Origin of the sequence: Methylobacterium sp. SyP6R (assembly GCF_019216885.1) — a bacterium.
Classification (GTDB): domain Bacteria; phylum Pseudomonadota; class Alphaproteobacteria; order Rhizobiales; family Beijerinckiaceae; genus Methylobacterium.
The window spans coordinates 5,474,300-5,494,810 of record NZ_JAAQRC020000001.1 but is presented as its reverse complement, the minus strand read 5'-3'; the positions used below and the strand labels follow the sequence as shown (position 1 = coordinate 5,494,810).

The window sequence follows — 20,511 nt, the reverse complement described above, 5'->3', positions numbered from 1 at the left end:
GCGGAGCCTCGGGCGAGGCTCATGGGCGGTCGGCCTCGGGCGAGGCCGACGGCGCGGCCGGCCTCAGGCGAGGCCGACCGCCTGGAGCTTGGCGGTCATGATGTCCTTGTCGAAGGGCTTCATGATGTACTCGTCGGCGCCGGCATGCAGCGCCCGGGCGATCGACGCGACGTCGTTCTCGATGGTGCAGAACAGCACCTTCGGGCGGTCGCCCTCGGGCAGACGGCGCAGGGCGCGCAGGACGTCGTACCCGTCCATGTGCGGCATGTTCCAGTCGAGCAGGATGGCATCCGGCATGGCCGCCTGGCAGCTCTCGACCGCCTGGCGGCCGTCCTCGGCCTCCGCCACCCGGAAGCCGAGGCCCTCGATGATCCGGCGCGCCACCTTGCGGATCACCGCGGAGTCGTCGACGATCAGGAAGGTTCTCATCCGGCCGTCCTTACGTTCACGCCGCGCTGGCGGCTTGGCGCTCGTCGCCGAAGGCGAGGACCGCCTCGACGTCGAGGATCATCAGCAGGCGGCCGTCGAGGCGGTGCACCCCGCGCGAGACCGCGCGCCAGCGGTTGTGGAGATGGACCGGGTTCGGCTCGTAGGTGTCGGCCGAGAGCTTCATCACCTCCCCGACCTGGTCGACGAGCAGGCCGTAGGCCTCGCCGCCATGCTCCAGGCCCACCGCCATGTTGCGGCCGTCGCCGGTGCGGTCGGGCAGGCCGAGGCGCCGGCGCAGGCAGAGCGCCGTGACGACCCGGCCGCGCAGGTTGAGCAGGCCCTTGATCTCCGGCGGCGCCAGGGGGACGTCGGTCAGGTTGGTGGCGATGAAGACGTCGTGCACCCGGTCGATCGGCAGGCCGAACAGCTCGTCGCCGAGGAGCACGGTCACGTAGTCGGTGGTCTCGCCGGTGGAGGGCGCGGTCGTGCCGGCGGTGTTGGTGTTGGCGGCCATCATGGGCGGGACTCGATAATCCGTGCGAGGGCGTGGCGGGTGGTCTTCCTGGGCCCGGGCGCCGTCAGGCGTCCGGGCCGGGCCGGCAGGCCGTCAGGCCGCGGCGTCGAGGGGGCCGCTGGTGATCTCGTTCACCGCCGCCACCAGGCCGGTGCGGTCGAACTTCGCCACGCAATCGGCGACGCCGAGCGCCCGGGCGCGGGAGAGCGAGTCCGGCGCCATGGTGCCGGCGAGCGCCACCACCGGCATCGTGGCGAGCCGGCCGCCGACCTTGCGCATCGCCTCGATCAGGTCGAAGCCCGAGCGGCCCGGCATCTCGAGATCGCAGACCACGAGGTCGAAGCGGGCCTCGCCGCCGAGATGGCGCAGGGCCTCCTCGGCATCGCCGGCCTGCGTCACGCGGAAGCCGGCCGCCTTCAGCACCGGGGTCAGCATCTCGCGGAAGAAGGCCGAGTCGTCGACCAGCAGCAGGCTCGGTGCCTTCGGCACCGCGCGATGCGCCGCCTGGCCCCAATCGTCGTGGGCGAGCGGCAGGTAATGGGCGATGTTGACGATCTCGGTCGCCCGGTTGCGCACCACCGCCGAGCCGATCAGGTCGGAGCGCTCGGTGACGAGCTCGACGTCCAGCACCTCGTCGACGATGTCGACGATCTCGTCGACCACGAGGCCCATCGAGCGCTCGCCGTCCGAGAACACCACCAGGGCCTGGGCGCCCTCGCGCTTGAGCGCCTGGGCCGGATCGGCCGGGACGAGCGGCATCAGGCGGCCGCGATACTGGATCAGCGGACGCCCGCCGACCCACTCGATCTTGGCCGCGTCGATCTCCTCCAGGCGCGTGACGAGCGAGAGCGGCACGGCTTTCAGCGAGTCGCCGCCGCCCTTGAACACGAGCAGCGTCACAGCCTGATCGGCCCCGTTCTCGTCGCCCTCGGCCTCCGCCTCGATCTCGCCCTGCTGGCCGGTCGCCGTGCCGGAGCCGACCATCTTGGCGACGCCGTTCGGATCGATGATCAGCACCACCGCCCCGTCGCCCAGGATGGTGTTGCCCGAGAAGAGCGGGATGTGCCGCAGCTTCGAGGACATCGGCTTCACGACGATCTCTTCCGTGTGGAAGACGCCGTCGACCAGGATGCCGAAGCGCTGGCGCCCGACCTGGCTCACCACCACGAAGCCCTCGTCGGTCTTGGCCGGGGCGTCGGGGGCGTCGAGGCCGAGCATCGCCGCCACCGGCACGATCGGCAGCAGGCGGTCGCGCAGGCGCAGGACCGGCGATCCGTTGATGCGCTCGACGGTGTGATCGGTGCCGGGCTGCACCCGCACCAGTTCCAGCACCGAGACCTGCGGGATCGCGAAGCGCTGCTCGCGGGCCGAGACGATCAGCGCCGCCACGATGGCCAGCGTCAGCGGGATCTTGATCGTGAAGGTGGTGCCGCGGCCGAGCTGGGTCTGGATGTCGATCGTGCCGCCGATCAGCTCGATGTTGGTCTTCACCACGTCCATGCCGACGCCGCGGCCGGAGACCGAGGTGACCGCCTTGGCGGTGGAGAAGCCGGCATGGAAGATGAACTTCGCCACCTGGGCGTCGGTCATCCGCTCGACCTCGGCCTCGGTCGCGACGCCGCGCTCGACCGCCTTGCGGCGGATCGCCTGCAGGTCGAGGCCCTTGCCGTCGTCGGCGATCTCGATCGTGATCGTGCCGCCCTCGTGGAAGGCGTTGAGGCGGATCGTGCCCTTGTCGGGCTTGCCGGCGGCCTTGCGCTCCGCCCCCGACTCGATGCCGTGATCGGCCGAGTTGCGCACCATGTGGGTGAGCGGGTCCTTGATGACCTCGAGGACCTGGCGGTCCAGCTCGGTCTCGGCGCCCTGCATCACCAGGTCGATCTTCTTGCCGAGTTCCGACGAGAGGTCGCGCACCACCCGCGGCAGCTTCTGCCAGGCCGAGCCGATCGGCTGCATGCGGGTCTTCATCACCCCTTCCTGCAGCTCGGCGGTGACGTGGGAGAGCCGCTGCAGCGGCACCTTGTAGTTGCCGTCCTCGTGCCGGCGGGCGATCTCGAGCAACTGGTTGCGGGTCAGCACCAGCTCCGAGACCATGGTCATCAGGTGCTCAAGGGTGTCGACGTTCACCCGGATCGTCTGCACCTTGCTGACCGGACCGTTCTCGCTCTCGGCGGCGGGCTGTTCGGCCCGCGCCGGGTCGGCGCGGCGGGCCTCGACCGGCGCGGGCGCAGGCGCCGCGGGGGCAGGCTCCTGACGGACGGGCGCCGGCCGGACCGGCTCGGGCACTGGCAGCGGGGCGAGGGCCTCGGGCGCGGGCGCCTCGATCTCGACGGCGGTATCGCGGAACGCGCGCTCGAGGTCGTCGAGGGAGACCTCGCCGGGCTTCAGGGCCCGCTCCAGCCCCTGGAGCACCAGGGTGCCGGAGGCCGCCGGGGCGGCGACGGGCACCGGCTCGGGCGCCGGCATCGGCTCCTCCGACATGCGCTCGAGGGCGCCGATCAGGTCCTCGTCGACCCCGGCCGGCTCGCCGCCGGTGCGCTCGAGTTCGGCGAGGATCACCTTGATCCGGTCGAGGGTCTGCAGGATCAGGCTGACGGCCGGGCTCGTCACCGGCATGCCGTCGCGGAACTTGCCCATCAGGGTCTCGGCGGCGTGCGCCAGCGCCTCGAGGCGCGGCAGGCCGAGGAACCCGCAGGTGCCCTTGATGGTGTGAACCAGACGGAAGATGTTCCGCAGGATCGTCTGGTTGTTGGGATCCTGCTCGAACCGGACGAGTTCGAGGTCGACAGTGTCCAGATGCTCACCGGACTCCGTCAGGAACTCACGCAACAAATCGTCCATCGCGGCCACTCGTCGATCCACGCAGGATCTCTGCGCAGAGTCACGGTGCCACGCGAGCCTTTATGATCCGTTGCCGCAAATCCTCACAACGCTCCGACCCCGGTGACAATTCCGCCCGGGGCCGGGAAAAACCAGGGACGGCCAAGAGAAAACGCCCCGTCCCGACGGCCGATCGCAGGGTTAGATGCCGTTATCGTCGGCCTCGACGTCGGTCTCGGAGACGGTTTCGGCCGGGGCGGCGGGCTCGGCCCGGATCGTCACCGTGTCGCCCTCGATCGAGAACGTCACGCCCATCTCGGCGGCCCGGGCGACCAGGCCGGCATAGAACGGCTGGATCGCGTGGGCGTCGACGGTGCCGCTCGCCGGCGTGCCGGCGATCAGCGCTTCGACATGCGGCGGGATGCGGGCATAGGCGCCCTTGGCGGTGAGGATGAAGAGCGGCGCCTCGGCCTCGCCGGTGACCTTGACGTCGATGACGCCGCCACGGGGGATCGCCGTCACGGCGATGACCACCAGGTTCAGGAGCAGCTTGACCTTGTTCTTCGGGAACAGCGCCCGCGGCGCGCTCCAGGACAGCTGCGTCTTCTCGTCGCCGAACATGCCGCGGGAGACGTTCTCCGCATCGGCGAGGTCGATGCTGGCCCCCGCCGAGCCCGCCGCCCCGAAGGCGATGCGGGCGAATTGCAGCCGGGCCGAGGCCTGCCTGGCGCTCTTGCGGATCAGGTCGAGGGCGAAGTCGCGCATCTCGGCGCTGTCCTCGTCCTCCAGCACCTCCAGCCCGTTCACGATGGCGCCGACCGGGCTGATGACGTCGTGGCAGACCCGCGAGCAGAGCAGCGCCGAGAGGTCGAGGGCGTCGAGGGTGACGGTGGTCATGGGAGTGCTCCGCGGGGCCGGCAGATGATGTCGAGTCGCGGCGGCTCCCGCCACGGTTTGCCGGCACCGATAGCCGCCGCGGGCCGGTTTGAAAAGGCGATCGCGCGCCCGGCAGGGTCGGATCGCCTCGGCATGGTCGATCCGGCGGGGCCGATCAGGCGCGATCGATCGACAAACCTGCCGGCGCCGGGCATGACGGCGGCATGACACCCGCAACCAAACCCGTGCCCTCTCTGTCCCTCGACCGGCAGCCCGAACCCGCCGAGCGCGACGCCGTCGCCCTGCGGCTCGCCGAGATCGCGGCGGCCGCCGGCACGATCCTGCGGGCCTACGAACTCGGCGGCTGCCGCCATCACCTCAAGGCGGACGGCTCGCCGACGAGCCAGGCCGACCTCGCCGCCGAGGCGCAGATCGTCGCCGCCTTGGAAGAGGCCTGGCCCGGCATCCCGGTGATCGCCGAGGAGACCGCCGCCGAAGCCGCTCCGGCCGCCCTGTTCTTCCTGGTCGATCCCCTCGACGGTACCAAGGATTTTCTGAAAGGAACCGGCGAGTACACGGTCAACATCGCCCTCGTCGCCGGCGAGCGGCCGGTCGCGGCGGCGCTGGCCGCCCCCGCCCTCGGCCGGGTCTGGGCCGCCGGCACCCACGCCGTCGAGGCGCCGGTCGTCGAGGGGGTCCTGAGCGCCTTCCGGCCGGTCGCGGCCCGACCCGTCCCGCCGGAGGGGATGACGGCCTTGGTCAGCCGCAGCCACGGCGAGGCGGCGGACGAGGCGTTCCTCGCCGAATTGCCGATCGGCGCGCGGCGCGGAGTCTCCTCGGCCCTCAAGTTCGGGCTCCTCGCCTGCGGCGAGGGCGACGTCTACGTCCGCTGCGGCCCGACGATGGAATGGGACACGGCGGCCGGCGACCACATCCTCACCCAGGCCGGCGGCTGCCTCGTCGGCCCCGACGGCCGGCCCTTCGGCTACGGACGCCGGCCCGGCCAGTACCTCAACGGCCCGTTCGCGGCCTTCGGCGACCCGTCCCAGGCCGCCCGGGCCGTGCTGCCGGCGACGAGCCCGAAGCGAGCGACGTAGCGCCGGGCGACCCTGCTCAGCCGCCGATCGCGGCGTCGGGCCGCAGGAGCGGCCAGCGCGCCTCGGCGGCATCGATGAGCGTGGTGTCGGCGCGCGCCCGGCGCTCGGCGTCGCGGAACAGGTAGAGCCGGTCGTCGCCGAGAGCCGCCACCAGGGGATCGGTCTCGACGAGGCGGCCGGCGGCGATGCCCTCCGGATCGAAGCCGCCCAGGCGCGGGGCGTAGGCCTGGGGCGCCCGCGCGAAGGCGCCGCGATTCGCCGCGGATTCGAAGCGCCAGACCAGGCCCGACCAAGTGAATTCATGCGCCGCCGAGCCGGGCAAGGGCGCAGGCCCGAGCCGGTAGGAGACCGCGTCGAAGCCGCGCAAGGCCAGGCCGGTCAGGGGGTCGGCGGCGTAGAGATCGGGCACGCCGAGCGGCGTCTCGCCGCGGGCCGGCCGGATCGCTGCGGCGGGCAGGGTCACCGCTGCGGGAAGAAGCGACAGCACGCCGCGCCGCGTTAACCGGATCTTACCCATATTCGCAGCATCTGTGGCATCCCGCCGCCCGTCCGCGCCGGCTCCCGCTCGCCGGGACCGGCCAGGACCATCTAAAGCCGGGATGCCTAACGAATGCTCTCAGCCTCCTCCGCCCCGCCAGGTCGGCAGATCGCCGGCTCCGCCTCTCGGACCCGGCAGCCCCTCCGGATCTCGCGCCGGCGCGCCCTCGCGGCCCTCCTCGCCGCTCCCGCGATGCTGGCCGCCCTCCCCGCCGCGGCGCAGGGGCGCGGGCCCGGCGATCCCGGCACCTTCCAGCCGCGGGAGATCATCGATTCGGGCCACCAGTTCTTCGGCTCGGTCTCCCGCGGCCTCGCCCTGACGGTTCAGGAGGCGACGCGGCGCTGGGGCGAGCCCAACGGCTACATCCTCGGCCAGGAGGCCTCCGGCGCGATCATCGGCGGCGTGCGCTTCGGCGAGGGCACGCTGTTCACCCGCAATGCCGGCCAGCGCAAGATCTTCTGGCAGGGCCCGTCCCTCGGCTTCGACGTCGGCGGCGACGGCGCCCGCGCCATGATGCTGGTCTACAACCTGCCGCGGGTCGACGCGCTCTACCGGCGCTTCGTCGGCATGGACGGCTCGGCCTACGTGGTCGGCGGCTTCGGCATGTCGGCGGTCACCGCCGACAACATCGTGGTGGTGCCGATCCGCGCCGGGGTCGGCGCGCGGTTCGGGATCAATGTCGGCTATCTGAAGTTCACGGACTCGCCGACCTGGAACCCGTTCTGACGGGACCGGCCGCGCCGGTCCTGCGGGCAGGTCTCGCAGGCAGGCCTCGCAGGCGGGGCCTTGCAAGCTGGCCCTGGCGGCGTTCCCGTGGCAGGGTCCGGCCGCGCCACCCGTGCCCGGCTTCCGGCCGTGCGCGGGGCACGCCGATCGTATCAACCGTCCGTGCGGAGCCTCCCGCCCGGACGCCGAGAGAGTATCGCCCGGGTGATCGAATCCCTGATGTTCGCGGCGCTGGGGTTCCTCGCCGCCAGCCTGTGCGCCCTGCTGGTCCTGCCGGCGCTCAACGCCCGGGCCGAGCGCCTGACGCGCCGCCGGCTCGAGGCGCTGTACCCGATGTCGATCGTCGAGCTGACCGCCGAGAAGGACCACCTGCGGGCCGAGTTCGCCGTACGCGAGCGCCAGCTCGAGCGCCGGGTCGAGGAGGCGATGGCCGCCCGCCGGGCCGAAATGGAGGAGATGGGCCGCCGCACCGTGCGCATCGGCACGCTGACCCAGGAGATCGAGCGCCGGGACGCGCATCTCGCCGAGATCGAGCGCGACCTCGTCGAGGCGCGCGGCAGCCTCGCGCAGATCCAGGGCGAGCTGGCCGAGGCCCGCACCGCCCGGGCCGCCGCCGAGGAGGCGATGCGGGCGCTGGAAGGCCCCTACCAGCGGGCCCTGGCCGAGCTTGCCACCTTGCGGGCCGAGGTCGAGACGAGACGGAGCGGTCAGGCCGAGGCCGAGGCGGCAAGGGGCGTCGCCGAGGAGCGGGTCCGGGCGGCCCGCGGGCAGGTCGCCGCGGCGGGCGAGAGCGTCGCCAGCGCCGCCCGTGAGCAGATCCAGGCCCTCGAGGACGCGCTCGCCGACCTCGTCACCCGCCATGCCTCCGAGGCGGAAGGTGCGCGGGCCGAGATCGCGCGGCTGCAAGAAGCATTGCAAGAGGCGCGGCAAGAGGCGCGGCAAGCGGCGTCGAGCAAGGCCGCTCCCCCGCCGCCCGAGCGCATCGCCGCCGAGAACGCCGCCCTGGAGCGCCGGATCGCCGAGGTCGCCGATGCCCTGATGCAGGCGCAAGGCCGGCCGGAGCCGCGGTTGCCGCCGGCGACCCAGCTCGGACAATCGACCCAGCGGCCGACACCCGCCGCGGCGGGATGACCCGCCGGGAATCGGTGGGCTTTGTGCCCTGCGGCACATCGCGGCCGGCCCGATCCGCCCGTGGACGCGCCGCACCGAACCGGAAATACCCTGGAAACACTACCTAAACGATTGACATCATTCGGTTTTCTTTCCTAGTCGGCGAGTCTCGGCCGATCCCGGCCGTCGCCCTGGCGATTCCTGCATCGCGTCCCGACCCTTGTCAGGTGACGTGTTTCGGGCCATGTCGCTGCCACTTCCCACGCTCTGCAAGGCTTCGACAGACATGATGCTCAGGCCGATGTCGCTCGCTCTCCTGACTGCCGGCAGCCTGATGGTGCTCGCCGGACCGGCCCTGGCCCAGCGGGACGACCCCAACCTGAAGAAGTACTGCACCGGCGATTACATGACCTATTGCGGCAACCTGCCGCCGGACAGCCCCGAGGTCGATCGCTGCTTCGAGAAGAACATGAAGAAGATTTCGGTCAACTGCAAGAAGGCGATCGACTACTACGAGCAGACCCACAAGTAGGACGCCAAGCGGCCGGACACTCGGAGGCCTCGGTTCACGCCGAGGCCTCGGCCCGGCTCGCGGCCTCCAAGGCTTCGGCCAGGGCCTCGATGGTGAAGGGCTTGCGCAGGACCGTCTCGCCGGGCCCAGGGCGCGGGCCTTCCTGGCCGTCGTCGGCCGGATGGCCGGTGGCGAAGATCACCCGCAGGTCGGGCTGCCGCCGCCGCGCTTCCGCCGCGAGCGTAGGCCCGTCGATGCCCGGCATCACCACGTCGGTGAACAGCACCGCCACGTGCCGCTCGCTGTCGAGGACGGCGAGCGCCGCCGCCCCGTCCGGCGCCGTCACGGTGCGGTACCCGAGTTCGCCGATCGTCTCGGCGCTGGCGAGCCGCACCGCGGCGTCGTCCTCCACCACCAGCACCGTCTGCCGGGCCCGCCCGGGCACCGGCGGGGCGAGGCTCCCGCGCCCGGCGGTCTCGGCCGGCACGCCGTCGGCGCTCACCGGCAGGGTGAGTTCGATGGCGGTGCCCTGGCCGGGCTGGCTGTCGATCCGCACCCGCCCGCCCGACTGGGTGACGAAGCCGTAGACCTGGCTCAGGCCCAGGCCCGTCCCCCGCCCCTGCGGCTTGGTGGTGAAGAACGGCTCGAAGGCGCGGGCCACCACGTCCGGCGGCATGCCGGTGCCGCTATCCCGCACGGTGACCGACACCGCCTTCGTGCCGTCGTCGAGGGTGCCGTGCGCGGTCTCCAGCGCGAGCTTGCCGCCGCCCGGCATCGCGTCGCGGGCATTGACCGCGAGGTTCAGGATCGCATTCTCGAGCTGGTTCTGGTCGACGAAGATCGCCGGGGGATCGGCCATCAGCCGGGTCTCGACCCGGACGGTCTCGCCGAGGGTCCGGCGCAGGAGGTCGATCATCCCGCCGACGAGGCGGTTCGGGTCGGTCGGGCGCGGTTCGAGGGGCTGCTGGCGGGCGAAGGCCAGGAGCCGGTGGGTCAGCTTCGCCGCCCGGTCGGTGCCGTCGAGGGCGCCGGCGATGAAGCGGCCGACATCGGTGTCGCCCCGGGCGATGCGGCGCTGCACCAGTTCGAGCGAGCCGGTGATGACCGCCAGCAGGTTGTTGAAGTCGTGGGCGATGCCGCCGGTGAGCTGGCCCACCGCCTCCATCTTCTGCGACTGGCGCAGCTGGCTCTCGGCGGCGAGCCGCTGGGCGTGCTCGCGCTTGAGGTCGGAGAGCGCCTGCTGCTCGGCGCGCGCCCGGGCCAGCGCCAGCCAGGCCATCAGCACCAAGGTCAGGGCCGAGACGGTGGCGACGAGGCCGTAGACCCGCAGGTTGTCGTACCAGCGGTCCAGCGCGATCGCGGTCTCGACCGAGAAGGCGACCTCGACCGGGTAGTCGCCGATCCGTCGCCAGGCATAGAGCCGCTCGGCCTCGCCCGCCGGGGTGCCGGCGGCCGCGCCGCCCTGCGGCCGGGCGCGGATCGCCCGCAGCAGCGGGTCGGCCGGGGCCAGCCGCTCGTCGACTTCGGGGCCGGGCGGCTCGCGCACCAGGATCGCGCCGTCGGCGCGCAGCAGCATCGCCCGATGGTCGGTCGGGGCGGCGATCTCGGCGTAGAAGCGGGCGAAATACTCGGTACCGAGCAGGACCACGATCACGCCGTCGAAGCGCCCGTCATCGGTCGAGCGGCGGCGGCTGACCATGAAGGCGGTGGTGCCGTCGGACTCGCGCATGGCGGGGCTGACATAGATCCCGATGTCGCGCTGGCGATGGACCGAGAACACGTCGCGCCCGGCGATGTCGCGGCCGAGATCGGCCTCGCGGCTGGAGGCCTGGATCTTTCCCTGCGGGTCGACCACCCAGACCGCCCGGGCCTGGGCCAGAGGCGCCTTCAGGCTCGCCAGGAACCCGCCGGTGGCGGGCGCCGCGATCTGGCTCCAGCTGCGATCGAAGATGTAGTCGTCGACCCGGTCCATCGCCAGTTCGGCGGTGTCGAACACCTTCGAGGCGTGCTCGTGCATGACCGCCGCGGTGCGGACGACCGCGCTGTCCTCTTCCCGCAGCACCTCGGCCCGGTTCCACCACGCCGCGCCCACCAGGACGACGCACGGCACCAGGAAAGCCGCGGCGACGAGGAGCTGGTGCAGCCGCACCGTCGAAAGGCTCACGGGACACTCACAAACGCGACGGGAGCCGACGCGAGGATCGGCGATAAGCTTAACCGTTGATTAACGGATTGGCGAGCGAAACGATCGCCGTTCCGTCGTCCCATCGGGGCCTTTCGGCGTGGCTTTGTGTCGCCCGGGGCTCGAAGAGGCGCCCGGGACAGGTTCGTGCACTCTTCCGGTCCTCCTTCCAACACCGCCTTAACGGTCACGCTCGAATGCCGCGCAACCGGCGCGCAAAGGCTGTGAGTGCCGGGCTCGCCTCAAGGGGTGCAGACCGCTATGGTGCCGCGGCCACGCTTCGCGTTTTCCGGATCCCGCCCGTGTTCCGTCCCCATACCCTCGTTCTTCTCGGCCTGATCGCCCTCTCGGCCGCCGCCTGCGGCCGGCGCGGCCCGCTCGAGCCGCCGCCCGCGGCGGCGCCGGCCGGCCAGCCGCAGATCGGGGCCAATGCGGCCGGGGCCAATCCGAGCGTGACCCGGCCGAAGACCGGGGCGGCCGCGGTCAACACCCTGCCGGCCGGCGTCGGGCTCTCGGCGGGCGCCTCCGCGCCCGATCCCGAGGACGAACTGCCGTCGGCCGCCGTCGCGGCACCGACCGGGATCCCGGCCCCGACCGAATCGTCGTCGCGCCGCCGCAAGGGCTACGTGATCCCCAAGGGGCCCTTCCCCCTCGACCCGCTGCTCTGAGACGCGCGCGAGGGTGCAAAGGCCGGCCGGTTTCGTGTAGAGGGCGCGTCTCACGCGCTCGCAGCAGGCGCGGCAGCGCCCGGACGTCGGTCACCCTCATGCATCACTTCACCTACCGCGACGGCGTGCTCCACGCCGAGGATGTCGACCTGGCACGGCTCGCGGGCGCGGTCGGCACCCCGTTCTACTGCTACGCCTCCGCCACCCTGGAACGGCATTACCGGGTCTTCGCGGAGGCGTTCGCCGGTGACGACGCCCTGGTCTGCTACGCCATGAAGGCGAATTCGAACCAGGCGGTGCTCGCCACCCTGGCGCGGCTGGGCGCCGGCATGGACATCGTCTCGGAGGGCGAACTGCGCCGGGCGCTCGCCGCCGGCGTGCCGGGCGAGCGGATCGTGTTCTCGGGCGTCGGCAAGACCGAGGGCGAGATGGCGGCGGCCCTCGACGCCGGCATCCTGTGCTTCAACGTCGAGAGCGAGCCCGAGCTGGAGCAGCTGTCGCGGGTCGCCGCCGCCAAGGGCGCGACGGCGCCGGTCTCGATCCGGGTCAACCCGGACGTCGATGCCCGCACCCACGCCAAGATCTCGACCGGCAAGTCCGAGAACAAGTTCGGCATCCCGATCTCCCGCGCCCGCGAGGTCTACGACCGGGCGGCCTCCCTGCCGGGCCTGTCGCTCGTCGGCGTCGACATGCATATCGGCAGCCAGATCACCGATCTCGCGCCCTACGACAACGCCGCCGCCCTGCTCTGCGGCCTCGCCCGCGACCTGATGGCGGCGGGCCACCGGCTCCACCACGTCGATTTCGGCGGCGGGCTCGGCATCCCCTACCGGGACGACAACGCGCCCCCGCCCGACCCGGCCGCCTTCGCGGCGGTGCTGCGGCCCCATTTCAAGCCGCTCGGTCTCAGGCCCGTCTTCGAGATCGGCCGGATGATCGCCGGCAATGCCGGGGTGCTGGTCACCCGCGTGCTCTACGTCAAGCACGGCGAGGGCCGCACCTTCGTGATCGTCGATGCGGCGATGAACGACCTGATCCGCCCGACGCTCTACGAGGCCTACCACGGCTTGCGCCCGGTGGCCGAGCCGAAGCCCGAGGCGAACCGCCTCACCGCCGACGTGGTCGGCCCGGTCTGCGAGAGCGGCGACTACCTGGCGCTCGCCCGCGAGATGCCCGAGGTGAAGCCCGGCGACCTGATCGCCGTGATGTCGGCCGGCGCCTACGGCGCCGTGCAGGCCTGCACCTACAACACCCGGCCGCTGGTGCCCGAGGTGCTGGTGCGCGGAGCCGACCACGCGGTGATCCGCCCGCGGCTCTCCTACGAGGAGCTGATCGGGCTCGACCGGGTGCCGGACTGGCTCTCGGGACCGGCGGGCTGATCTCTTCTGATCTCTGCGGAGTTGGATGACGCCTCCGGGCCGTCGTCCGCCTCCACGGTACTCGACAGCTGCCTGAAGCCTGCCGGCTATGGGGCTCTCCCACCCGCAGCCCCACTACTCCTTCAGATGATCGAGCGGCAACGCGGTCGTATACTTCACTTGGTCGAGCGCGAAGCTCGACCGGATCTTCGCCACCCCGGGGATCCGGGTGAGGTGCTCGACGATCAGCCGCTGGTACTGGGCCAGGTCCTCGACCACGACGCGCAGCATGTAATCGGCCTCGCCGCTCATCAGGTAGCACTCCATCACCTCGGGCCGGTGGCGGATGGCGTCGGAGAAGGCCTGGAGGGCGGCCTGGGTCTGCTTCTCCAGCGAGACGTGGACGAAAACGTTGACTTGGAGGCCGAGCGCCTGCGGATCGGCCACCGCGACGCAGCGCCGGATGATGCCCCGGGCCTTGAGATCGGCGACCCGGCGCCAGCACGGCGAGGTCGAGAGGCCGACCGCCTCGGCGAGGTCGCCGATGCCGATCTCGCTGTCCTGCTGCAGGTGCTCGAGGATGCGGATCGAGGCCGGGTCGAGGTCGACGGGTCTGGCCGGCATGGTCTTGTCTCCCGACGGGCGAAAGCCGGTCGAAACGACCGCCTAGAGCATTTTCCGACGAAGTGGACACCGGTTCGTCGAAGAAAATACGATCAAACAAAGACTTAGAGAGCTTCGCGATTGCAACGCGATCGTGAAGCGCTCTAGCACGCCTCAGGCGGCGGATGTATCCTGTTCGTTCCACAGCCATGCCGCTCCGCGCACCCCCGAGGCGTCGCCGTGGCGGCTTGGCCGGATCGGCGTGGCGAAGCCGCCGAAGATGTGGGGGGCGACCCGCTCGGGGAGCGCGTCGTAGATCTCGGAAATCGTCGAGAGGCCGCCGCCGAGCACGATCACGTCCGGGTCGAGCACGTTGACGACGCCCGCGATGCCGCGCCCGAGCCGGTCGAGCCAGACCGCGAAGGTCTCGCGCGCCGCCACATCGCCGCCGCGCATCGCCGCGACGATCGCCTCCCCGGTCATCGCCAAGTTGGTCATCGCCAAGTCGGTCATCGCCAAGTCGGTGCGCCGCGCATGGTCGGCAGCCAATCCCGGCCCGGACAGCCATGTCTCGAGGCAGCCGTGCCGGCCGCAATAGCAGGCGGGGCCCGGCCGCTCGTCGTCGCGGGGGCTCGGCAGCGGGTTATGGCCCCATTCCCCGGCGATGCGCTGGCGCCCGGACAGGGCCCGGCCCGCGAGCGCGATGCCCGAGCCCACGCCGGTGCCGAGGATCACCGCCCAGACGACGGCGGCCCCCTGCCCCGCCCCGTCGACGGCCTCGGAGACCGCCAGGCAATTGGCGTCGTTCTCCAGCCGCACCGGGCGGGCGAGAACCCGCGAGAGGTCGTCGCCGAGCGGCCGGCCGTTGAGCCAGGTCGAGTTGGCGTTCTTGACCCGGCCGGTCTCGGGCACCAGCGCGCCGGGGATGCCCACCCCGACGGTGCCGGTGCCGCCGGACTCGGCTTCGAGGAAGCCGACCAGGGCGGCGATGGCCCGGAGCGAAGCATCGTACTCGCCGCGCGGGGTGGCGATCCGGCGCTCGGCCAGGACCCGGCCCGATGCGTCGAGGGCGATCCCGGCGATCTTGGTGCCGCCGAGATCGATGCCGATGCGAAGGACCGCCATCGCCGTCAGGGCGCGACCGGGACCGGCTTCTCGTCGGCGATCTCGGTGCCGATGGCGAGGGGATTGGCCATCACCTCGCGCAGCTTGACCGGGTCGAGCTCGCCCTCCCAGCGGCTCACCACCACGCAGGCGACGCCGTTGCCGACGAGGTTGGTGAGCGCGCGGCATTCCGACATGAACTTGTCGATGCCGAGGATCAGCGCCATCGCGGCGACCGGGACCGGGTTGCCGGGGATCGCCCCGAGGGTGGCGGCGAGCGTGATGAAGCCGGCGCCGGTGACGCCCGACGCCCCCTTCGAGGTCAGCATCGCGACCCCGATGATGGTGGCGTATTGCCCGAAGCTGAGATCCGCCCCCACGGCCTGGGCCAGGAACAGGGTCGCCAGCGTCATGTAGATGTTGGTGCCGTCGAGGTTGAACGAGTAGCCGGTCGGGATGACGAGGCCGACGACCGAATCCGAGGCGCCGAGCCGCTTCATCTTCTGCATCATGTGCGGCAGCACCGTCTCGGACGACGAGGTGCCGAGCACGATGAGGAGCTCGTCCTTGATGTAGGCCAGGAACTTGAGGATCGAGAAGCCGGAGAAGCGCGCGATCAGCCCGAGCACCACCAGCACGAAGAGCAGGCTGGTGAGGTAGAAGGTGGCGACGAGGCCCGCGAGGTTGCCGAGCTTGCCGATGCCGTACTGGCCGATCGTGTAGGCCATGGCGCCGAAGGCGCCGAGCGGCGCGAGCTTCACGATCATGCCGATGATGCGGAAGAAGATCTCGCCCGCTGCCTCGATGGCGTGGATCGCCGGCTTGCCGCGCTCGCCCAAGCCCGTGATGACCACGCCGGTCAGCACCGCGATCAGCAGGATCTGGAGCAGGTCGCCGCCCGCGAAGGCATCGAAGTAGCTTTTCGGAATGATCGCCATGATGTGGGCGACCGTCGAATCCGCCTGCGCCTTGCTGACGTAGCCGGCCACCGCCTTGGCGTCGAGCTGCGCCGGATTGGCGCCGAAACCGGCGCCCGGCTGCACGATCTCGCCGACGATCACGCCCACGAGCAGGGCGAGCGAGGACACCACCTCGAAATAGATCAGCGCCTTGAGGCCGACGCGGCCGACCTTCTTCAGGTCGCCGATCGACGCGATGCCGTGCACGATGGTGCAGAAGATGATCGGGGCGATCATCATCTTGATGAGCGCGATGAAGGCGTCGCCGAGCCACTTCATCGACTTGGCGGTGTCGGGCGCCACGTAGCCGAGCAGCACGCCGAGCGCGATGGCGATCAGAACCTGAATGTAGAGGACCCTGTACCAAGGCTGCGACGAGCCCGGGGCCGTCGCGGACGGCGTGGCGTGCTGCATGTTCGTTCTCTCCCCAGGGGGCCGGTCGCTTGTGATCGGCCGTCGCGGTGCGGCCTTCGCCGCGTGATGTCCTCTGGAACGGGACGCGGTCCGGACAGTGTAGGAAGTCCGGCCCGCCAATTCCAAGTCGAAAATCCGGGATAACCCTGCGGTCGCCCCGGCTCACGGCCCCGCTGTCTTTGCGACAAGGGGAGCCGATGGCGTCCGGTCGTTGCCGGAACCTCGAAAGCCGCCCTCGCACGGCCGGTCGTCAAACCGGGCACGGTCCAGCCGGAATGCGGCGTGCCGCTTGGGCGCGGCGACGTCAAGTGGCTGACGGATTACGGTGTGCCATTCAACCGTGCAACACGGATTCGTCGCGGTCGGATGCGCCCGCTCGACACGAAAAATCCCGGGTTCCGGCCAAGGCGGAACCCGGGATGGGTCGAGATCGGGGAAGGGGTGTCGGACGGGGTCCGTCCCTCAGGGCGTCGGCTGGGTCCGGCGCGGGCGCACGGTCCAGCGCTCGAAGGCGGGTGTACCGTCGTCGCGGGCGGCATCCCCGCCCGGCACCGCGGCGCCGAGCGCCTGGGACAGGCTCTCGATCACGTCGTCGATGCGGGCATCGGCGTGGGGCTCCGGGGCCGGCGGGGGCTGAGGAGGCTCTTGGGCGGCCTCGGCCTGGGGCGGCGGGGGCGGCGCCTCGTGGACATGCACGGGCTCGGGCTCCGGCGGCGGGGCCGGCGCCGGCTCGGGCGTAGGCGGCGTGGCGATGCGGCGGAGCGCATTGACCACCCCGCCCTCGTCGCCGTTGCGGCTCGGCGCGGCGTAGCGGCCGAAGCCGTAGCGCGGCTCGATCAGGTCGAGCACCGCGTCGAGGGCCGCATTGGACAAACCGATCTCGCCGGGCTGCGGCACGCCCTGGAGCGCGATGCTGCGGCCCTCGTAGGCGGCATCCGCGGTGACCTCGGGGCCGAACCACGGCGGGGCCGGGAAACCGTTCGCCTCGTCGGGATTGTCGAACACCACCGAGACGACGTCGACGTTGCCGGGGGCGACGTAGCGGTCGATCAGGGCGTCGCGGCCGTTGCCGAGAGCGACCTGCGTGCGGTCGTAGGCGGCGCGGCCGGCGCAGACGTCGAGGAGCGCGTCGCCATGGGCGCGCGGCACCTCGGTGCGCTCCTCGTGCGAGGTGCCGTTGTCGGAGGTGACCAGGACGAGGTGGCATTGGCCGCCATCGACGCGCACGAACGAGGTCCGGCCGGATTGGGGCGGGAAGTAACCTTCGGTGATGCGGGAGGAGCCGCGCTCCTTGCGGATCAGGCGGACCAGCGCCGGCGCAACCTGGAAACGTCGTACGAGGGTCATACGCTCAACTCCACGGGGGTCGCTGCCCAAAGGCCATTGAGAGGCGATGGGCCGCGATCGGCGTCAACTCTCGCGTATCGACCGATCACGGCGACGGAATCAAGGCCGTGCTGCGACTGCCCCCCGATTTATTGACGGAATTCTATCGTGCGGTGCGGGATGCTGGTTGCGCCCGGCTCGCCGCGATCAGGGCCTCGGCGGCTTGCCGGAGCGAGCGGTTCGGCCCCTCGGCCCCGAAGATCTGCCCGCAGGCGAAGGCGCCCTCGATCAGCAGCAGCAAGGCGTCGGCAAGGGTGTCGGGTGCCCGGGCGCCGAGGGTGCCGGCCACCTCGGCGAGGCGGGCGTGGAGCGCACGCTTGCCGTCGCAGGCCGCCGCGTGGACCGGGTGGTCCGCCTCCGGATACTCGATCACGGCGTTGGTGAGGCCGCAACCGCGAAAGCCCGGCCGGGCGCTGCGCCGGGCGATCCCGTCGAGGAAGGCGATGAGGCCCGCCCCCGGGTCGTCCGGATGGGCCGCCAGCGCCTCGTCGAGGCGCCCGCGCAGGCCCGCATCGTAATCTTCCAGGCAGGCGACCACGAGGGCGTCCTTCGAGGCGAAGCCGCGATAGAGGCTCGGCTTCGTCACCCCGGCCCGGGCCACGATCTCGTCGACCCCGACGCCCCGGAAGCCGCGCAAGTAGAACAGCTCGCGGGCCGCCGCCCGGATCCGGTCGCCGGCCCGGACGGGTGCGCTCCCGTCATGCCCCTCCGCCATGTTTGGTCCTTGACGATGTTACTGACCGGTACGTAACGTCCTAGCACGATTCGGGGAGGATGTCCCAGCATGAGTTCGACCGTGTCGCCGCGGGGCCTCGCCTCCCCGGCCCCGACTGCACCGAGACCCCGGCCCTTCGGCCAGAACTACGCCTTCGTGGTCATCGGCGTGATCTTCCTGTGCCTGCTCGCGGCGGCGGGCCTGCGCGCCTCGCCGGGCGTGCTGATCCTGCCGCTGGAGCAGGCCTTCGGCTGGAGCCGCTCCACCACCTCCTTTGCCGCCGGCCTCGGCATCTTCCTGTACGGGCTCGTCGGCCCCTTCGCGGCGGCGCTGATGCAGAGCTTCGGCATCCGCCGCACCCTGCTCTGCGCGCTGGCGCTCATGGCGACCTCGACGGCGTTGAGCGCGCTCATGAGCGAGCCCTGGCACCTGATCGCCACCTGGGGCGTGCTGTCGGGCCTCGGCAGCGGCTGCGTCGCCATCGTGCTCGGCGCCACGGTGGTGAACCGCTGGTTCGCCGTGCGCCGCGGCCTGTTCATGGGGCTTTTGACCGCCAGCACCGCCACCGGCACCCTGATCTTCCTGCCGGGCCTGGCGGCGATCGCGCAGGCCGGCGGCTGGCAGCCGGTGGTGCTCACCGTCGCCTGCGCCATCGCGGCCCTGATCCCGCTGGTCGCCTGGCTCCTGCCGGAGCGTCCCTCCGACATCGGCCTCACGCCCTACGGGGCTGCGCCGGGTACCGTCTCCGAGCCGCCGCGGCGCGCCAATCCGTTCAAGGCGGCGATCGACGGGCTGGTGCGGGCGAGCCGCAAAGGCGATTTCTGGCTGCTCTTCGGCACCTTCTTCATCTGCGGGCTCACCACCAACGGGCTGGTGGGCACCCACCTGATCTCGTTCTGCGCCGACCAGGGCATTCCGGAGGTGCGGGCCGCGGGACTCTTGGCGCTGATGGGCGTGTTCGACCTCATCGGCACCACCGGCTCGGGCTGGCTCACCGACCGCTACGACCCGAGGAAGCTGCTCTTCGTCTATTACGGCCTGCGCGGCCTGTCGCTGATGGCCCTGCCCTTCACCGATTTCTCGTTCTACAGCCTGTCGATCTTTGCCGTGTTCTACGGTCTCGACTGGATCGCCACGGTGCCGCCGACGGTGCGGCTCGCCAACGAGGCCTTCGGCGAGCGCGACGCCCCGATCGTGTTCGGCTGGATCGCCGCCGGCCACCAGCTCGGGGCCGCCACCGCCGCCTTCGGCGCCGGCCTGGTGCGGGCCTCCGAGGGGCGCTACCTCGAGGCGTTCCTGGCCGCGGGCCTCACCGCCGTGATGGCCGCCCTGATGTCGCTGATGATCGGCCGGATGCGCCAGGCGGCGCCGGCAACGGCGTGAGGGTTACGCCGGACGCGCCACCGCGGCGGGTCCGGCTCCTGTTTTTCCGGGCTTTTTCCGGCTTTGCGCGCCTTGCCCTGGCCGGGGCGGCCGGTCTACCCCATCTGTTCGGCGGGCCGGTGAGGCCCGTGACGTGAAGGCCGTTCTCCTGAGGTCATCGATGCTTACCGACACTCCCGCGGCCGGCCAGACTCCTGCGGGCGCCCTGATCAAGGACACCACCACCGCGACCTTCCGCCAGGACGTGATGCAGGAATCCCTGCAGCAGCCGGTCCTGGTCGATTTCTGGGCGCCGTGGTGCGGGCCGTGCAAGCAGCTCACCCCGATCATCGAGAAAGCCGTCAAGGATGCCGGCGGCAAGGTGAAGCTCGTCAAGATGAACATCGACGAGCATCCCCAGATCGCCGGGCAGCTCGGCATCCAGTCGATCCCGGCGGTGATCGCGTTCCAGCGCGGCCAGCCGGTCGACGGCTTCATGGGCGCCCTGCCCGAGGGCCAGGTGAAGGCCTTCATCGAGCGCCTGGTCGGCCCCCTCGGCCCGACCGCGGTCGAGGACCTGATGGCGGAGGCGCAAGCGGCCGGCGAGGCCGGCGACCCGGATGCCGCCGCCGAGATCTACGCCGCCGTGCTCGGCCAGGAGCCGGGCCATGCCGGCGCGATCGCGGCGCTCGCCCGCCTCCTCCTCGACCGCGACGACATCGAGGGTGCCCGCCGCTTCCTCGACGCCGCCCCGCCCGAGGCCGCCAAGGACCCGGCCATCGCGGCCGTGAAGGCGGCGATCGAGCTTGCCGAGCAGGCGGCCTCGCTCGGCGACCTCGCCGGGTTCCAGCGCCGGATCGAGGCGGATCCCGCCGATTACCAGGCCCGGTTCGACCTGGCGCTCGGCCTCAACGCCAAGGGCCAGCAGCAGGAGGCGGTCGACCAGCTGATCGAGATCGTCCGCCGCGATCGGACCTGGAACGACGACGGCGCCCGCAAGCAGCTGCTGCAGCTGTTCGAGGCCTGGGGCCCGATGGACCCGATGACCATCCGCGGCCGGCGCAAGCTCTCGACGCTGATGTTCTCCTGACGGCGTACCAAAGTGCATGTCCGGCGCGGCATTACGCCGGACAGGTATC

General features: G+C 71.5%; 19 protein-coding genes. 8 read left to right on the top strand and 11 right to left on the bottom strand.

Features of this window, described 5'->3' with window-relative positions; all coding sequences use genetic code 11:
- Positions 1-63: 63 nt before the first annotated feature.
- The 4 genes from HBB12_RS25225 to chpT form a co-directional block, all read right to left on the bottom strand.
- Positions 64-429, bottom strand: a complete 366-nt coding sequence (locus HBB12_RS25225) for a response regulator (RefSeq protein ID WP_236991889.1) — start codon at positions 427-429, stop codon at positions 64-66.
- A 16-nt stretch (positions 430-445) separates the two neighbouring features.
- Complete coding sequence (locus HBB12_RS25220; protein WP_093569635.1) at positions 446-946, bottom strand: chemotaxis protein CheW; 501 nt, start codon at positions 944-946, stop codon at positions 446-448.
- 90 nt (positions 947-1,036) lie between these two features.
- Entirely contained in the window at positions 1,037-3,784 is a 2,748-nt protein-coding gene (locus HBB12_RS25215) for a hybrid sensor histidine kinase/response regulator (RefSeq protein WP_236991888.1), read from the bottom strand.
- A gap of 180 nt (positions 3,785-3,964) precedes the next feature.
- Positions 3,965-4,660: a histidine phosphotransferase ChpT gene (gene chpT, locus HBB12_RS25210; protein WP_236991887.1), complete on the bottom strand. Its 696-nt coding sequence runs from the start codon at positions 4,658-4,660 to the stop codon at positions 3,965-3,967.
- A gap of 203 nt (positions 4,661-4,863) precedes the next feature.
- Here chpT and HBB12_RS25205 point away from each other — a divergent pair, with 203 nt between their 5' ends.
- On the top strand, positions 4,864-5,736 hold the full coding sequence (locus tag HBB12_RS25205) for a 3'(2'),5'-bisphosphate nucleotidase CysQ family protein (RefSeq protein WP_236991886.1): 873 nt from the start codon (positions 4,864-4,866) through the stop codon (positions 5,734-5,736).
- A gap of 16 nt (positions 5,737-5,752) precedes the next feature.
- Here HBB12_RS25205 and HBB12_RS25200 read toward each other — a convergent pair whose 3' ends face one another.
- A complete protein-coding gene (locus HBB12_RS25200; RefSeq protein ID WP_236991885.1) occupies positions 5,753-6,253 on the bottom strand; it encodes a YHS domain-containing (seleno)protein in 501 nt (166 codons plus the stop codon).
- A 213-nt stretch (positions 6,254-6,466) separates the two neighbouring features.
- Here HBB12_RS25200 and HBB12_RS25195 point away from each other — a divergent pair, with 213 nt between their 5' ends.
- From HBB12_RS25195 to HBB12_RS25185, 3 genes are all read left to right on the top strand, one after another.
- The gene (locus HBB12_RS25195; protein ID WP_442919377.1) at positions 6,467-7,000 is read left to right on the top strand and encodes a DUF1134 domain-containing protein; all 534 of its coding nucleotides are present in this window, start codon (positions 6,467-6,469) and stop codon (positions 6,998-7,000) included.
- Between the two features lie 204 nt (positions 7,001-7,204).
- Positions 7,205-8,131: a coiled-coil domain-containing protein gene (locus HBB12_RS25190; protein WP_236991883.1), complete on the top strand. Its 927-nt coding sequence runs from the start codon at positions 7,205-7,207 to the stop codon at positions 8,129-8,131.
- A 265-nt stretch (positions 8,132-8,396) separates the two neighbouring features.
- Positions 8,397-8,642, top strand: a complete 246-nt coding sequence (locus HBB12_RS25185; protein WP_099908642.1) for a 3',5'-cyclic-nucleotide phosphodiesterase — start codon at positions 8,397-8,399, stop codon at positions 8,640-8,642.
- Between the two features lie 34 nt (positions 8,643-8,676).
- Here the strand turns inward: HBB12_RS25185 and HBB12_RS25180 are convergent, their stop codons facing one another.
- Positions 8,677-10,785: a hybrid sensor histidine kinase/response regulator family protein gene (locus HBB12_RS25180; RefSeq protein ID WP_236991881.1), complete on the bottom strand. Its 2,109-nt coding sequence runs from the start codon at positions 10,783-10,785 to the stop codon at positions 8,677-8,679.
- A 320-nt stretch (positions 10,786-11,105) separates the two neighbouring features.
- Here HBB12_RS25180 and lptM point away from each other — a divergent pair, with 320 nt between their 5' ends.
- Positions 11,106-11,471, top strand: coding sequence for an LPS translocon maturation chaperone LptM (gene lptM, locus HBB12_RS25175; protein ID WP_236991880.1), 366 nt, complete (start codon positions 11,106-11,108; stop codon positions 11,469-11,471).
- A gap of 98 nt (positions 11,472-11,569) precedes the next feature.
- Positions 11,570-12,850, top strand: coding sequence for a diaminopimelate decarboxylase (lysA, locus tag HBB12_RS25170; RefSeq protein WP_236991879.1), 1,281 nt, complete (start codon positions 11,570-11,572; stop codon positions 12,848-12,850).
- A gap of 114 nt (positions 12,851-12,964) precedes the next feature.
- Here the strand turns inward: lysA and HBB12_RS25165 are convergent, their stop codons facing one another.
- The 5 genes from HBB12_RS25165 to HBB12_RS25145 all read right to left on the bottom strand — a co-directional run bounded on the left by HBB12_RS25165 (position 12,965) and on the right by HBB12_RS25145 (position 18,010).
- Positions 12,965-13,453 (bottom strand): Lrp/AsnC family transcriptional regulator, encoded by a 489-nt coding sequence (locus tag HBB12_RS25165; RefSeq protein ID WP_236991878.1) that lies wholly within the window; start codon positions 13,451-13,453, stop codon positions 12,965-12,967.
- 153 nt (positions 13,454-13,606) lie between these two features.
- Positions 13,607-14,557, bottom strand: coding sequence for an ROK family protein (locus tag HBB12_RS25160; RefSeq protein WP_236991877.1), 951 nt, complete (start codon positions 14,555-14,557; stop codon positions 13,607-13,609).
- A gap of 5 nt (positions 14,558-14,562) precedes the next feature.
- On the bottom strand, positions 14,563-15,909 hold the full coding sequence (locus tag HBB12_RS25155) for a dicarboxylate/amino acid:cation symporter (protein WP_236991876.1): 1,347 nt from the start codon (positions 15,907-15,909) through the stop codon (positions 14,563-14,565).
- Between the two features lie 462 nt (positions 15,910-16,371).
- A complete protein-coding gene (locus tag HBB12_RS25150; protein WP_236991875.1) occupies positions 16,372-17,256 on the bottom strand; it encodes a CYTH domain-containing protein in 885 nt (294 codons plus the stop codon).
- 142 nt (positions 17,257-17,398) lie between these two features.
- Complete coding sequence (locus HBB12_RS25145; protein ID WP_236991874.1) at positions 17,399-18,010, bottom strand: TetR/AcrR family transcriptional regulator; 612 nt, start codon at positions 18,008-18,010, stop codon at positions 17,399-17,401.
- A gap of 69 nt (positions 18,011-18,079) precedes the next feature.
- On the opposite strand from HBB12_RS25145, the gene HBB12_RS25140 reads away from it, so the two are divergent.
- Entirely contained in the window at positions 18,080-19,393 is a 1,314-nt protein-coding gene (locus HBB12_RS25140; protein ID WP_236991873.1) for an MFS transporter, read from the top strand.
- Positions 19,394-19,553: 160 nt separating this feature from the next.
- Entirely contained in the window at positions 19,554-20,462 is a 909-nt protein-coding gene (gene trxA, locus HBB12_RS25135) for a thioredoxin (protein WP_236991872.1), read from the top strand.
- The last annotated feature ends 49 nt before the right edge of the window (positions 20,463-20,511 follow it).